Raw genomic sequence first — 14313 nt, forward strand, 5'->3', positions numbered from 1 at the left:
CGTTTTGAGCTTTATCATGCCAAAGACAGCGTATACCGGAGCAGTAAGGTTTCTACGAGATGTCACCAAACTTGATTGGTTCGGTTGGGTAGATGATGATTTCAATGTAGATGCAGTAACCTACCTTCCTACTGCGGAGGTAAGTAAACTGGCATTCTTGTTAGTACTGCCCGAAAAAATCCGGGCGCAAATGAGCATGGAAATTACTCCCGAGTTCATCAGGCTTTCAGCTCCTGGAATTAACTCTTCTCCGATGAATGATTATTTAACAGAATTTATGAAGTCCACTGTTTCCCTGCCGAAAAGACCCATATTGCATGAGCCTCGCCAATTAAATATTGTTACGGTATCCATGCCTACAGGTTCTTATGCACAAAAAGCGCCCCGAACGCTACAACAACAAGTAGCGCTCTTTGACCATCATGTAGAGTTATCCAACCAGCTACTCATGGAAAAGCGTAAAAAATTTTTTCCTGATGAAATGGCAATTTGTGTTATGCCAGAATTTTATAGCCACTGTGCTTTTGATAGTAAAAGCTCATTATTCATGCCTTATCCTGCGCAGCAAGCATTATTAGCAGGCTATTGTGAGGTCAGTAAAAAATATCCATCTTTGTTAATTATGGTTAATGTAACGGCAAACACTTCAGAAACGGTTAATGATGCGGAAGGAGTAATGATTGGTCATAAGCCTAAGATTCAAAAAACTAATATGTTACTTGGTATTAAAAATGGAACTATTGTTTATGCCAGCTACAAATTAAACAAAGGGCCTGCGGATATTCCTCACAACGAGCTAACTTCGGCTGAGGCTGAGCGAAACACATATTGGCAGGGTTCGGCCGATAAGGAAATGATGCCTTTGGCTTATTTCAAACAATTTAAAGGAATAACTATTGCCGGCAGTGTCTGTATTGATGCGCAAGAAGGGGTCTTAGGTAAATATTTAAAAAAACAATTTGCAGATGAGTTTCACACCGATGACTTTGGTCCTGCGGTACAAATTATCTCTTCAAGTTCTATGGCCTTGCCTCTTTTTAAAAAACGTCAAGAAATGGCTCCTCATCAAATAGTGACCCCCACAATTAGCCAAGGCGTGATCATTCAGGCGGATGGCCATGATCAATTAAAGCGTTCTGGAGTTTGGTTAGTCGATGGAGACGATTTTACACGCCAAGAACCTCGTGGTGTTATTGTTTCACAAGATGGTTCGCGAATAGAGAGTTACTCCATTAATGTGAAGTTATTACATAATAAGTTGCACGATTTGGTTGGTAAAGACATTGAAGAAGAAAGTCCCAGTCAAAAACTCCCTTGATTAAATCCTCCAAACCTCGACATACTGAGGATTAGATGAAGAATCCCTGAGTGCGGCGCTATAGCGCCACACACAGGAGAGTTTTTTGGTTCACTTAGAAAGAATAAATGGTAGATAAAGTTTGCGATCTAGCCCAAACACCCATGGTATTTGAACTTTCTACGATAAGTGGAATGTTTTTAGTGCTATCAGCTCCAGATACGGTACAAACCGGTTTTCCTTGGCTATTGGTACATGAAGAAGTGTAATAAGTACCAAGAGTCGGTGCATTAGGAACCGTAACTGCTGACCAGTTTGAACCATTATTAATGGTATTAAATAAAACTGGTGCATTAGTTGCGGTATTCTTTCCAGCCGCATTACACAATACCGTTCCGTTAAATGCTACACAACTGGTCGCTAAAAGTTGGATGGGATCCGAACTTAGGAATACCGGAGACCAGCCACTATCCGAACTTATATCGCTATTTTGCACCAAGAAAGGTAAGCCACTACCAGTACCTGCGGCGGTACAAAAAGCAGTCCCAGCATTTAGCGTACAGCCCACGGCATTAATCGTAATGCCACCACCCTCAGTCACCGCGCTAGTAACTGGCGTTACTTGATAGGTGCTGACGTTAAGAAAACCTTTAACTAGAGTAGGATTACCCACGGTATTGCCGTTTAGTGCCACAAGGCAGCTAATATTCGTGCTGGGTAAGGAAACACAGCTAATTGCGCCAAGATTAGAGGAGGGAGAAATTGAGCTGGAAGCGAGATAAATTGATTGCCAGGTAGCACCAGATATACTGTAAAAAATTACTGGTCCTGCACTGCTATCATATGCGGTAACCTGGCATAAAGAGGAAGCTGCATTGGCGGTACAATCAACACTATGCAAGGTGGAAAACTGCAGATCAGCAACTGCAATCATTGACCAACTTTGCCCACTGTTAATAGTTTGTACAATAAATGCGCCACCTGATGCATCTGCTCCGATAGCCGTACACGTATTTACTCCGGCACTGGTAGCACAGCTTACGCCATTAAATTTACCAGAAGTAGGTAAGCCAGAGATAGTAATCGGAGACCAGCTCAGTCCACCATTAGTTGATTGGAATAAAGAGGGAGCGCCATTGTGACTGCCCACAAGTGCACAAAATGATGCACCATTATCGGTGCCACAGCTTACTGAATAAAGGCTTGCAGTAGAAGGAATGTTAAAGCCATTAGTAAATAAACTCCAAACAAAACTTACTATAGGTTTTACTCTCCATGGCGTAGAGCCAGAAGGTAAGTTTGCCTTCATTGGCAAGAGCATATTGTTGACAATCGCATTGCCCAATGAGATGGCTTGAGAAAGAAATGAGGGAGTAGACGCGGTGCTTATATTTAACGCAGATGAGGGAGTTGGCTGTGAACACAGATTCGGGTCAGGAAGATTATTACCTGGGCCTCTGGTTTTACATACAACAGGTCCACCACGTACGCCTGTGGCTGGAATTTGCGCGCCATTAATGGTTAATGCAAGGGTACAGGATTGTCCCGGAGCCAATACGAAGGGCGAACTGCAATTTCCTGAACTGGTATTTTGGCTAATACCCAAGATCGGGCCCGTGGTTAATGTTCGTGTTAGTTTCGTATTATTGGTTACTATATAACTAATCGCGGCGGTACTATTTGGCGCCACTTGAATGGTGGATGAAGTACCCGCAGGTAAAACAACACTGAAGGTGGGCTTCTGTACATTTTGGGCGAAGCTAGAGAAGGGAAGTAAGGCTAAGATCCCTATTAGAAGATTTTTTTTATTCATGAGGCTGTCCTTAAATGGTGTAACTTATGGAAAATTGTAATTGATGGGTATACAGATGATTTAATCGCAATCCTGTGCCAATGCTTTGAGCCTCGGAACGAGAAAGTCTTGATTTACCCCAATCAGCAAATTCATAGCCCATACCCACACTTAAGGATTCATTTATGCCTTTTTGTAATCCGGCTCCTGCTGTATAGGAAAAACTGGTTTTTGTATGAGAAGTAAAACCAGGGAAGGGGAGCTGCTCTATGGTTTTTGGCTCCATCATGAAGTCATTAGCCCGGTTAAAACCAACGCCTACGCTGCCGATGAGGTAGGGTTGAGCCCAAAATTGGGTATTGGCGAGGAGTTTCGCTTTTGCAGCGATACGTGAGTGATGAATTCGATAGTGGTAAGAAAAATTGTCAAACTCAGGATCAGCATCATCCCAAATGCTACCATTTAATTGCGCCGAAGAAGTAAGGGCAAAGGCCACACCTAATTGATAATCAATTAAGGCCGATGCGCTTTTTTGCATACCTAAAAATAGTTCGCCGCTGGCAAGAATAGAGTTTTCTTTTTTCGCTCGGTATGCCTTGATTACATCCGGCTCTAGACTAATAACTTGAGACTTACCATTCGAAGTCCATGATGGTCCACCGCTTATAGTGATTACCTTACTATAAGGTGAGCGGAGCTCTCCTATTGTTCCGGCCAGTATATTGGTTGATATCAGACCAAGCAGAGGGATTAAAACAAAATTTTTATTCATGGCTATCCTTAGCAATATAATTATTTACCAACAATAACACGTAAATTTAAGCCTTTTTAAGTTGCCTCCCGGTATTTTGCACAAATGTTGCCAGGAATCTTTAGTTTTAAATTACTTAATTTTTAATTCGCAAGGCCAAATCATAAAGTTCATTTTTACTCGCCTTCGTCAGTTTACAAGCAAGAGTAACCGCTTGTTTCAACGGTAATTCATCCAATAATATGGCAAGTAACTCTTCATGATTTTCTTGAGGGGCCAACTCTGGTCGCGGTGGGATTATTAATACAAATTCACCTTTAACATGCGCAGGATCTGCTTTTAACCAATTTTTAATCTCCTGCACGCTCCCATGAACAAAACGCTCAAATGTTTTAGTTAATTCTTTTACTAAAACCAAGGGGCATTCTTCGCCATATACCGAGGCTATATCGTTAAGACATTCGAGAATGCGGTGTGTGGATTCATAAAAAATTAAGGTATGTGTTTCATTGCTTAGGGATTCAAGCTTGGCTTGGCGCGCATTGTGTTTTGCGGGTAAAAAGCCGGAAAATAAAAAAGAATCACAGGGAACACCTGCAGCACAAAGTGCCGTGATTAAGGCGCAGGCTCCAGGAATTGGGACGACAGGAATATCATGTTCACGAGCGAGTTTCACTAAAACATAACCCGGATCACTGATTAACGGGGTACCTGCATCGCTAATTAAGGCTGCTGATTTTCCCGCTAAAAAATGCTGCAAAAGTTGTTGGCTTTTTTCATGCTCGTTATGTGCATGTAGCGAATGCACTTGGTTTTTTATTCCCAATGAGGCTAATAGTTGCAAAGAATGGCGAGTGTCTTCTGCCAGGATAAAATCAACGGATTTCAATACTTGCAATGCTCTAAGGGTAATGTCCTCACGGTTTCCTATTGGAGTGGCAACGATATAGAGAGTACCTATTCCTGTTGCTAGTGAGTTTGTCATAGTTTATCCTTTTTTGTTATCGCTTATTGGGTGTCTTAAACATGTTAAAAATATATAAAATTCGTGTACTTATCTTCCTGACATCTACGGTATTTCTTTGCCAGTGTACTACAGCCGTTACTCCTTCAGTGCCTGAGCTGCCGACACCCGCACCGGCACCCGTAGCGGTAAAGAAAAAACCGGAAAATCCTTATCCCCAGTCAACTTCAGGCTATCTAACTCAAGCGCAAAATCAACAGGGTTATGAAAAGCAGAAATCCTTACTGATGGCTGCCGGACGCTCGATTTCCGAAGGTCAATGGCAGCAGGGCGCTGCCATTTTAACACAGACTGCTGATTTAACACCGGAGCTCATGGCGCAAAAAAATATTTTATTAGCACAAATTGATGTGATGCGGGATAGACCTCAAAAGGCGTTAAGTAAATTAGCTAGCATTGAGCAAAAAGATGGCTTACCTCGATATCAACAGGCACAATATCATGAGTTATTAGCTCAAGCTTATCGCGCTATTGATAAACCAATGGAATCGATTACCGAGCGCGTCCGATTAGATCCTTTGCTCATGGATGAAGACAAGCAGAAACTTAATCGTCGTAAACTGTGGGTAACCATAACTCATCTTTCCCAAGCAGAACTCGATAATGCGGCAGCAACCGCAGTACAACCGGAAATGCAAGGTTGGTTGCAATTAGCGCTTATCGCACGTAAATATCGGGATAACTCCAAATTGCTACTGGCCGCTTTGGATCACTGGCAGACGCAGTTTAATAATCATCCTGCAAATAACCTTTTGCCTAATCCTTTAGACTCGATTACCAATAAAATGCTGGCTCAGCCCAAACAAGTAGCCCTGCTGCTGCCTTTAAGTGGTGCATTACAAGGTCCTGGTAGTGCAATACGTGATGGTTTTATGGCAGCTAAAAAAAATAATCCTACGGCTGTGGAAATTACAGTTAAAACTTATGATACGAGTAGGGGAGATGTAGCCTCGTTGTATCAGTCGGCTATTGCAGATGGGGCTAATTATATTGTGGGTCCCTTAACTAAGGCGCAAGTTGCTGCGGTTGCGGCGCTACCTCATCCAGTCCCTACGTTGTTGTTGAATGATGCGGCAACGAGTGCGCAAGAGAATTCTTATTCATTAAGCTTATCTCCGGTATATGAAGCACAACAAGTGGCAATTAGAGCGCGCAGCAAAGGTTATCATCGGGCCTTAATTATTGCGCCGGGAAATGAATGGGGCAATGAAGTAATCCATGCTTTTACCAAGCAATGGCAGAAGAAAGGAGGGCAGGTTTCTGGCACTCTTTTATATGGCGCTAAAGATGACTTGAATAAAAAGATGAGGGATTTTCTTCATATTACCAATAGCCAACAGCGAGAAAAACAGATTAAAGAATTATTGGGCTACTCCATTCAGTCAATGATTAGTCGTCGCCAGGATTTTGATATGATCTTTTTACTGGCTTATCCGTCAAAAGCGCGACAAATAATGCCTTTATTAAATTATTACTATGCCGCTGATGTTCCTGTTTATGCTACAGCCAGTGTGTATGGCGGTAATGCAAATCCTTTAAAAGATAAAGATTTAGATGGTATTATATTCTGTGATATTCCTTGGGTTTTTGGTCATCAAATGAGGGCAAGAAATTGGCCAGAGCAATTTAATAGTTACAATAGACTGTATGCTCTGGGTAAGGATAGTTATGCTTTAGCAACTCAATTAAATCATTTAATGTTATTCCCTGCAGATGCATCTCTTTCTGGGGATGGGATCTTATATCTTAAACCCTCACAACAGGTGGCCCGGGTTTTAGAGTGGGGGCAATTTAAGCAGGGCTTGGTGCATTCTTTAGGCGAGACTGCTTAAATGCGTACTCAGGAAAAAGGCCGTATTGCGGAAGAACAAGCTATAAATTATTTAACGGTGCAGGGACTTAAGCTCGTTGCGCAAAATTATTATTGCAAGTTGGGCGAAATTGATTTAATTATGCGCGATGGTGAGCATTTGGTTTTTGTTGAGGTTCGCTCTCGTGTTTCTGCTAATTTTGGTGGAGGACTTGCAAGTATAACTTATGCAAAGCGGCAAAAAATATTAAAATCGGCAATGCATTATGTGATGGTACATAAGATAAGTAATAAATTTGCCCTGCGCTTTGATGTGATTAGCATCGATGGCAAACCAGCATCAATTACTTGGATAAAAGATGCTTTTGGTATGGATTATTAGTAAAGATGCTAGCTCCATTCAATACAGAATAAATTATTAAGGTTAAAACATGGTTCAACTGGAAGAAAGAGTAAGACATCTCTTCGGCACGCATATCGAAACAAAAATAGCACTAGCAGATGCCTTATCCGATACTATTGCTAAGGCGGGCCAACGCCTAGTGAATTGTTTGTTGGGTGATGGAAAAATATTAATTTGTGGCAATGGAGGGTCCAGTGCTAACTGCATGCATTTTGCAAGCGCTATGTTTAATCATTTTGAAGTTGAACGTCCCTCGTTGCCGGTATTTAACCTAAGTGCAGATGCAACCACCATCAGTTCTTTTGCGAATGAACATCATTATAGCCAGGTTTTTGCGCGACAAATCCAAGCTTTGGGACAAGAGCAAGATGTGTTGTTGTTATTAACTACGGCCGGTAATTCCGACAGTATGATCCATGCATTACAAGCTGCCAATGAGCGAGGTATGGATACAATTGCACTCAGTGGACGCGATGGTGGGGTACTTGCTAATCATTTAGGCCCAGAAGATATTGAAGTCCGCGTGGCATCGGATAACGCGGCACGGATCAGAGAAATGCACTTGTTCATATTGCATTGTTTTTGTGATTTAATTGATCAGTCTTTATTTGGCCAAGTTTTAGGATAAAAAATGAGTTTAAAATTAAAATCTCTGCTCTTTGTTTTAATTTCTAGTTTACTCACAGGTTGTGTGGCGGCTGTTGTCACTGGTGCTGCAGTTGGCATGGTTTATGATCGACGCGGTATCGTAACTATGGAGGCGGATGCACGCTTATTTCATGTGATTCATAAAAACATTGTTACCAACCGCCAATTTAGTGATTCGCGGATTGAGGTAACGAGCTTTAATCGCGTAGTGTTATTAGTAGGACAAACTCCAAGTGCATCCTTACGCGTCTTAGCAGAAAAGATTGCGCACAATGCGCCTGGGGTCGAGCGCGTTTATGATGAAATAACGGTTGGCTACCCTATACCCTTAACTCAACGTACTAAAGACAGTTGGATTACAGGACAGGTTCGCAGTAGTATGCTTGCCAGAAAAGGATTGGAATCAGGCTCTGTTCGTATCGTAACGGAAAATGGCGTGGTCTATCTCATGGGTGTGGTAACGGATCATCAGGCTGCTTTAGCAGTTGATGTAGCTCGACGCGTTAACGGGGTAAGAAAAGTAGTGAAAATTTTCCAATACATTCGTTAGTTATCACCATGTTAAAGCAGGGATGTTTGCACATACTGGTGATTTTTAGCCTCTGGTGTCTGTCCAGTTGCAGCAGCATTTGGACAGGTGCTAATTTGGTATATGACCGCCATGATGTCTATAAGAAACTGGATGACTATCGCTTATACGTCAAAGTAAATAATGCAATAACCGTTGATAAATTGTTTAAAGATAGCCGTTCTCCGCTTGATATTGCGGTTTTTAATGGGGATGTTCTCGTTGCCGGCCATGTGCCTACGCAACAAATGCATGCTGAATTACAACGGCGCTTAAATACGGTGCAAGGAGCTCGGCGTATTTTTAATGAAGTGCGTGTTGCTACGAATGTGCCGAATTCGATGGAAGATAATTGGATCACTGCTAAAATTCGCAGCCAAATTTTTGCGGATGCCTCTATTGACCCCAATGCATTTAAAGTAGTCACTTCCGATGGGATTGTTTACCTAATGGGAGATGTTCGCCCAGATGAGGCAGCTACGGTGATTAATTTTACTCGCCATACCGCTGGCGTACGTCATGTAGTTAAAGTGCTTAAATACCTTGTTTATCAAAAGTAAAAGCCACCAGAGTTCGCAAGCGAACTCTGGTTATGGCCTACAATTAATGGATTTGTCCTTTATCGGGTCGTTTTCTCATTTTTTTAAGTTTAAGTTCACGCAATAATCCCGTTGAACCAGTAGGGCTTTCGTTTTCGTCGATATTGTGATTCTGGTTGCACGGATGGGATCGATAGTGTTTGCGGTATGAAAGGTGGTGTTTGTTGTGTTTGTGATGTAGCTCATCACCATAACGAGCTAGCATTTTTTGTTGCAGGCTGGCTGCTGTATGCTGGATCTTATCAGGCATGTTATTTCCTTTGACAGGTTATAAACATTACTTACTACCCATGCGGATAATAAGTTCCACACTGTAAGTATAGACATTAAAATTGATTATTGTTCAAATGCTGATCAATATTAAGTAATTTGTATGGTCTTTTTGGTATGGGATGATTACAATTATTTTGCTAGCATTATGTATTTGAATAACTTTTTCATCAGCCGCAGTGCATCGATTTTTTAGGGAGAATAAGCCATGCATTATTTGCACACTATGGTCCGAGTGACCAATTTGGATGAGTCTTTAGATTTTTATTGTAACAAACTAGGGCTTGTAGAAGTAAAACGAACAGAACATGAGCAAGGTCGCTATACCTTAGTTTTTTTAGCAGCGCCAGGTGATTTAGAGCAAGCTAAAAAAGCACAGGCACCATTACTGGAGCTGACCTATAACTGGGACCCCCAACCCTATCCACAAGGACGCAATTTTGGTCATTTAGCCTACCAAGTAGATAATATTTACGATACCTGCCTACGTTTAGGTCGTGCAGGTGTGGTAATTAACCGCCCTCCACGAGATGGCCACATGGCGTTCATTCGTTCACCCGATAACATCTCCATTGAGTTGCTGCAAAAAGGCGACCCTTTACCCATCCAGGAACCCTGGGCATCGGCACAGAATGTAGGTCAGTGGTAACGTCATAGACTGACTTTACCGCCCAGCTTACAGTTTTGCCGTAAGACATATCCCCACTCACGCAGTTGAAGGCCAAAGGTTTACCCAGTATATTGATAGACCAAGCAAATTTCTCATAACAATAAGGATTGTTATTATGAGCAAATATTTACTCCAGTATATTCCTGAAAATAAAGCAGGTAGCATTATCACTTTATCAATTAGCGAAGGCCTTCTATTAGCGATTGAAGCGGGGATTGAAGCAAAAATAGCGCTAACGGATTTAGAAAAATTATACAAACTTTATCTAGAAGGAAGAAAAACCGCAGAGCAAACTCTTTTTCTCGAAGAGTTAAAAGCGATTTTAATAGATAAAGGCTATCATATTAGCACTACGGCGCAAACTACTAATGAGGATCCAACCAGGCGCTATTTTGAAACGCATCTAGCGTATCATTTACTGGAACAAAATGCTGAAACATTGCCGCATGATGAATTAGTTACCTTTACTGAAAATCTACGTAAACGACTTTATTCTTTACCATATCCCAACGCCAATCGCATTAAAGTTGAAGCCATTTTTAGTGGGGATATAAACTCAGAGATATTGACGAAGTATGAGCAAGAATATGCCGAGCTGATTTCCAAACTAGCGCAACATAACTATCATAGCCTCTCAAAAAAAGCCTGTGATAATTGTTTACAAATAGCCTGTTCTACCAGCCTTGCCACCTTAAATACACAATTAGATGCAATGCCTGCAGACGTCTATGAAGACAGCGAATTTGCCATGGGAATGGATGGACGAGGACGAATTACTAAATCCAGAATCCAGCAAGAGTTGGTTAGAACTACCGCGAAAGGTTTAATGAAAGCAACATCGCCTTTGCCTTTATATAACGATTGGGTTAATGCCATCAATAAGACTTATGAAGAAAAAAATAATTTTTCCCCTTTTCAACGCTCTGTGGATCAATCCAAATTCATGACCGAAAATCAATGGGTACAGTATTTATTTTCTTTTCAAATGCATGCGTATTCTAATGGAATTTCCAGCACCACCTTAGCCCAGATACGCAATATGATTTTAGAAAAGCGATTAGACCAATCCTATTTTCAAGGAGCTTTTCAAAAATACATGACGGTTTTTGCCGCTTTAATGGTTTATAACAGTGGCGGGCATTCGTTTTTTGAAATTTTTGAAGTATTTAAATTGCCCATATGTCGTGAGCTAATTGAAGATGAACCGCATATTTTAGACTGCCTAGCGCGTGATCAATTAATGTATCAGTGGTTGTATGTGGATCAAAAAGAAGCTTTTGCTACCTCATTAAAGGCAACAATTGCTTATATGCACGTACTGCTGGCCAAAAAACAGATGCATGCCGAGTTCCATAAGGGGAATCTAGCCCAGGGGCAGAGCACCGTACAGCCCATGAGCTTACACAAAGCAATAATTCATGCCAATTTAACAGAGTTTTCTCAGGTGCTATCCCGTACTGCCAAAACGAAAATTGATAAAGAAAACCATAATGGCTGGACTGTTTTAATGATTGCGGCACAGCTTGGAAAAACCGAGCAGATGCGGATGCTGCTTAAGGCCGGAGCCAATATTCATAAAGAAGTAAAAATGCCTCTTAATGCGAACATTGATGCTAAGAAGCAAATACATGCTCTTTCTGCCCTAGAGCTGGCGATTAAATGGCAGCATTATGATACTGTCCAAGAGTTATTGAAAGCTGGTGCGCTGGTAAAAAGAAGCAAAATAGAAGGTGATACATTAAAACAGCATGCGCCGGCATTATATTTTGCCTGCCGTCAATTTGATATGCGAATTCTCCATTTAATTTTAGAATCAGACAATAACCTTGATTTGGCGGATATGAAAGAAGCGTTATTCTATGCGATAAAAGTAGAAAATTTGCCCGCAATGCAGGTACTTATTACGCATATGGGCAAACAATGCGTGTTTACTGAAGAGTATAAATTTGAATTGTTAAAAGCAGTGGTTACCTTAGGCAATACCCAATTAATCCAGGCGCTTATATCCCTTAAGCTTTATCCTGAAACAATGCAGTCTGCACATCAGTACTTACTAAATATGGCCGTTGAAAAAGGTTTTGTGCCGGTGCTTAAGGTGTTGCTGCCATTATTTGCCAAGTGGCATCACGTTATCAATCTTCAAGAGGCATTTTGGCTTGCACTACAAAACCAGCGCTTTAATGCCGCAGAGTTTTTATTATTGTCGGACGCTAATGCTCAATCTATCCCTTGTGATGCGCCCAATATTAAAGAGTTTTGCGTCTATCTAAAAAACAGTAAAACAAAACAGCTTGCCCTTATTGATGAGCATTCAGGAGCTTATTCCATTCAAAGAAAACCCTTAGCATTTAAATACGGAGGGCTTTTTTTTGGTGATAAGCCACAAAATGAGCTGCCATCATTTACTAAAAGTGACATTTCTTTAATAAGTTAAAACGAAAAACGCTAAAATTGTAGCCTTGATTACGTGATGCTGTATTCAGGCTACTAACTAGCATTTAGCTACAGCTTCGGTGTCTCTATCATTTCCCATGATTCTTCTTCAATGCCACTACGTTTTATTTCACGTTGCAATAACTGCTGTACCGGCTGCAAATAATCATCAAATAGGCTGGCAGAGGTTGCTTGTGAATAAAATGTAAGCCAATGGCGGGTGGTAGAGGCTATTTTTTGAATGTTATTGATGCGGTTTAGCAAACGTTCGGCATCATGCTCGCCAGTTGTTAAATAGGTTAGTTGTTCCATATAAAAATTAATTTTTTTATCGATATGCTCATTACTGTATTCATTGAGAAGACATAAACGACCCACTTCGCAAATTAAGTAAAGTTTGAGGTACTCGCTTACTGACTCTAAAGCAAATTCAGCTTGAAATGGCTGCAGTAAAAAAAACTGATTGAAGTAGGTGCGAAAATGCTCCAAAGATTGGGGATCAAACCAATTGTAGGAATAGCTATGTTTCTTTACGATCCTTGCTGCCTGTATAAATTGTTCCGCAGTTAATAAGTAAGGGTCTTTATTAAGCTCATTTAAATTGTTTAAACAAATATAATAGGCCGCAATTTTTTCTTGCTGCCATGGTATATCTTGCTGAGAGGTAACTAAGGCTTTTGCTTCCAGGCGAAAAATTTCTAGCCTGATAAACTCAACTAGCTTTGTTTTTATGGTGTTCATGCTGGGCTTAGGTGGAGGGCTTGAAATCTCCTGACTGGTATTTGTTTCTGCTTGGCATTGCTCCACAAAGGCTTTTATTGCTTTTTGGGTGTGTACTGAATCATAAACAAAAATTTTTTCTAGGGTGTAAAACTCATCAAATTGGTCTGGATGCAGCCAGGCATCAGGTAAAAAACCTTGAGCATCGTATAAATAAATACGCACCCCATCTCCTGTTTCCTCAGGAATAACCAAGCCTGATAAAGCATGGCTCCCCGGTAATTTGTTTAGCTTGGCAAAAATAATTAAATGGCTGTAGGCTGGAATTTTTAACTCTGCTACATACTCCGAGAGTTGGGCATAGTTAAAATTGAAGATAAAGCTACGGGCTTGCTTTGTTTCATCTAAGTGAATAAAGCGTGTATGTAAGGAATGTAAATACCCAGGGATGAGGTTGGGCAGTGAAGGCAAGGGGGTAACTGCTGGAAAAAAAGTGCCTTGGTTCTCCAGTAATGCTTTATAAGCATGCATGGTGATTTCCAGACAGTTAACAAACCGACCTAAATGATAGCCTGTATTCATTGCTTGTAGTTTTCGATTGGCAAGCTCCAGCCATTTAGGTTGAGGTAAATCTTTCCCACCATATAAATATTGTAAAAAAAGGGATGCAAATTTCATGATTTAGAGCCATAGAAAATTTTGAGTATTTTTGAAGATCAGGTCATTAAGGTCAAGATATTAAGAAAAATAAGCGGAAAACGGTACTATGAAATAAACGTCATCCCGAACGTAGTGAGGGCTCTTCTGCATGTGGCTCAATGCCTGCAGCGAAGTTACCTCTCTGCACGTTTGGCGGTCGATACAACAATGGACTATAATTTAAATAAGTTCGATGTTTTACACTGTAGAAAATAGGTAAATGCCATGAGCGATGATGGAAAAATGAAAGAATACAAAAGCTTTGCTGAGTTCTACCCCTTTTATCTAAGTCAGCATCAAAACATTATGAGCCAGCGCCTGCATTTTATCGGTACTTCCTTAGCCTGCTTATTTTTCCTGTTTTTTCTCTTCTCCGGACATTTGCGGTGGGTATTACTCATGATTCTTGCTGGCTATGGTTTCGCCTGGGTAGGGCATTTTGTTTATGAAAAAAACCAACCGGCCACCTTTACCTATCCCCTATATAGTTTAATGGGTGACTTCGTTATGTTTTGGGAAGTTCTACGAGGGCAGCGGAAAATATTTTAAGACCAACCCCTATCAAATTTTCTTCTTGTCAATTACGTTTGCTCAGTAAAGCATTACTGTTTTTGCCTGCGCCTTTAATT

Annotated in this window: 14 protein-coding genes; 9 read left to right on the forward strand and 5 right to left on the reverse strand. The window is 40.9% G+C overall.

Annotated features, from left to right (window positions below):
• Positions 1-16 precede the first annotated feature (16 nt).
• On the forward strand, positions 17-1318 hold the full coding sequence (locus tag BN3124_RS07755) for a hypothetical protein (protein WP_058534228.1): 1302 nt from the start codon (positions 17-19) through the stop codon (positions 1316-1318).
• Positions 1319-1412: 94 nt separating this feature from the next.
• Here BN3124_RS07755 and BN3124_RS07760 read toward each other — a convergent pair whose 3' ends face one another.
• From BN3124_RS07760 to rsmI, 3 genes are all read right to left on the reverse strand, one after another.
• A complete protein-coding gene (locus BN3124_RS07760) occupies positions 1413-3110 on the reverse strand; it encodes a hypothetical protein (protein ID WP_058534229.1) in 1698 nt (565 codons plus the stop codon).
• Between the two features lie 10 nt (positions 3111-3120).
• Entirely contained in the window at positions 3121-3861 is a 741-nt protein-coding gene (locus BN3124_RS07765; RefSeq protein WP_058534230.1) for an outer membrane protein, read from the reverse strand.
• A 115-nt stretch (positions 3862-3976) separates the two neighbouring features.
• Positions 3977-4825 carry a 16S rRNA (cytidine(1402)-2'-O)-methyltransferase gene (rsmI, locus tag BN3124_RS07770; RefSeq protein WP_058534231.1) on the reverse strand — a complete coding sequence of 283 codons (849 nt, stop codon included), beginning with the start codon at positions 4823-4825 and terminating at the stop codon, positions 3977-3979.
• Positions 4826-4866: 41 nt separating this feature from the next.
• Between rsmI and BN3124_RS07775 the strand changes: the two genes are divergently transcribed.
• Genes BN3124_RS07775 through BN3124_RS07795 form a run of 5 tightly spaced genes read left to right on the forward strand, consistent with a single transcriptional unit; the run spans position 4867 to position 8853 of the window.
• Complete coding sequence (locus tag BN3124_RS07775) at positions 4867-6696, forward strand: penicillin-binding protein activator (protein ID WP_058534232.1); 1830 nt, start codon at positions 4867-4869, stop codon at positions 6694-6696.
• Positions 6697-7056, forward strand: a complete 360-nt coding sequence (locus BN3124_RS07780) for a YraN family protein (RefSeq protein WP_058534233.1) — start codon at positions 6697-6699, stop codon at positions 7054-7056.
• Between the two features lie 49 nt (positions 7057-7105).
• A complete protein-coding gene (locus tag BN3124_RS07785; RefSeq protein WP_058534234.1) occupies positions 7106-7705 on the forward strand; it encodes a D-sedoheptulose-7-phosphate isomerase in 600 nt (199 codons plus the stop codon).
• 3 nt (positions 7706-7708) lie between these two features.
• Positions 7709-8275, forward strand: a complete 567-nt coding sequence (locus BN3124_RS07790) for a BON domain-containing protein (protein WP_058534235.1) — start codon at positions 7709-7711, stop codon at positions 8273-8275.
• 8 nt (positions 8276-8283) lie between these two features.
• Positions 8284-8853 carry a BON domain-containing protein gene (locus BN3124_RS07795; protein WP_058534236.1) on the forward strand — a complete coding sequence of 190 codons (570 nt, stop codon included), beginning with the start codon at positions 8284-8286 and terminating at the stop codon, positions 8851-8853.
• A 43-nt stretch (positions 8854-8896) separates the two neighbouring features.
• Here the strand turns inward: BN3124_RS07795 and BN3124_RS07800 are convergent, their stop codons facing one another.
• A complete protein-coding gene (locus BN3124_RS07800) occupies positions 8897-9142 on the reverse strand; it encodes a hypothetical protein (protein ID WP_058534237.1) in 246 nt (81 codons plus the stop codon).
• Between the two features lie 228 nt (positions 9143-9370).
• On the opposite strand from BN3124_RS07800, the gene BN3124_RS07805 reads away from it, so the two are divergent.
• Positions 9371-9811: a VOC family protein gene (locus tag BN3124_RS07805; protein ID WP_058534238.1), complete on the forward strand. Its 441-nt coding sequence runs from the start codon at positions 9371-9373 to the stop codon at positions 9809-9811.
• A gap of 136 nt (positions 9812-9947) precedes the next feature.
• The gene (locus BN3124_RS07810; protein WP_058534239.1) at positions 9948-12266 is read left to right on the forward strand and encodes an ankyrin repeat domain-containing protein; all 2319 of its coding nucleotides are present in this window, start codon (positions 9948-9950) and stop codon (positions 12264-12266) included.
• Between the two features lie 68 nt (positions 12267-12334).
• On the opposite strand, the gene BN3124_RS07815 is transcribed toward BN3124_RS07810, so the two are convergent.
• Entirely contained in the window at positions 12335-13663 is a 1329-nt protein-coding gene (locus tag BN3124_RS07815) for a hypothetical protein (protein WP_058534240.1), read from the reverse strand.
• A 246-nt stretch (positions 13664-13909) separates the two neighbouring features.
• Here BN3124_RS07815 and BN3124_RS07820 point away from each other — a divergent pair, with 246 nt between their 5' ends.
• Complete coding sequence (locus BN3124_RS07820) at positions 13910-14233, forward strand: Mpo1-like protein (RefSeq protein ID WP_078061511.1); 324 nt, start codon at positions 13910-13912, stop codon at positions 14231-14233.
• Positions 14234-14313: the final 80 nt, after the last annotated feature.

It is taken from the genome of Legionella saoudiensis (genome assembly GCF_001465875.1).
GTDB classification, from domain to species: Bacteria; Pseudomonadota; Gammaproteobacteria; order Legionellales; family Legionellaceae; genus Legionella; species Legionella saoudiensis.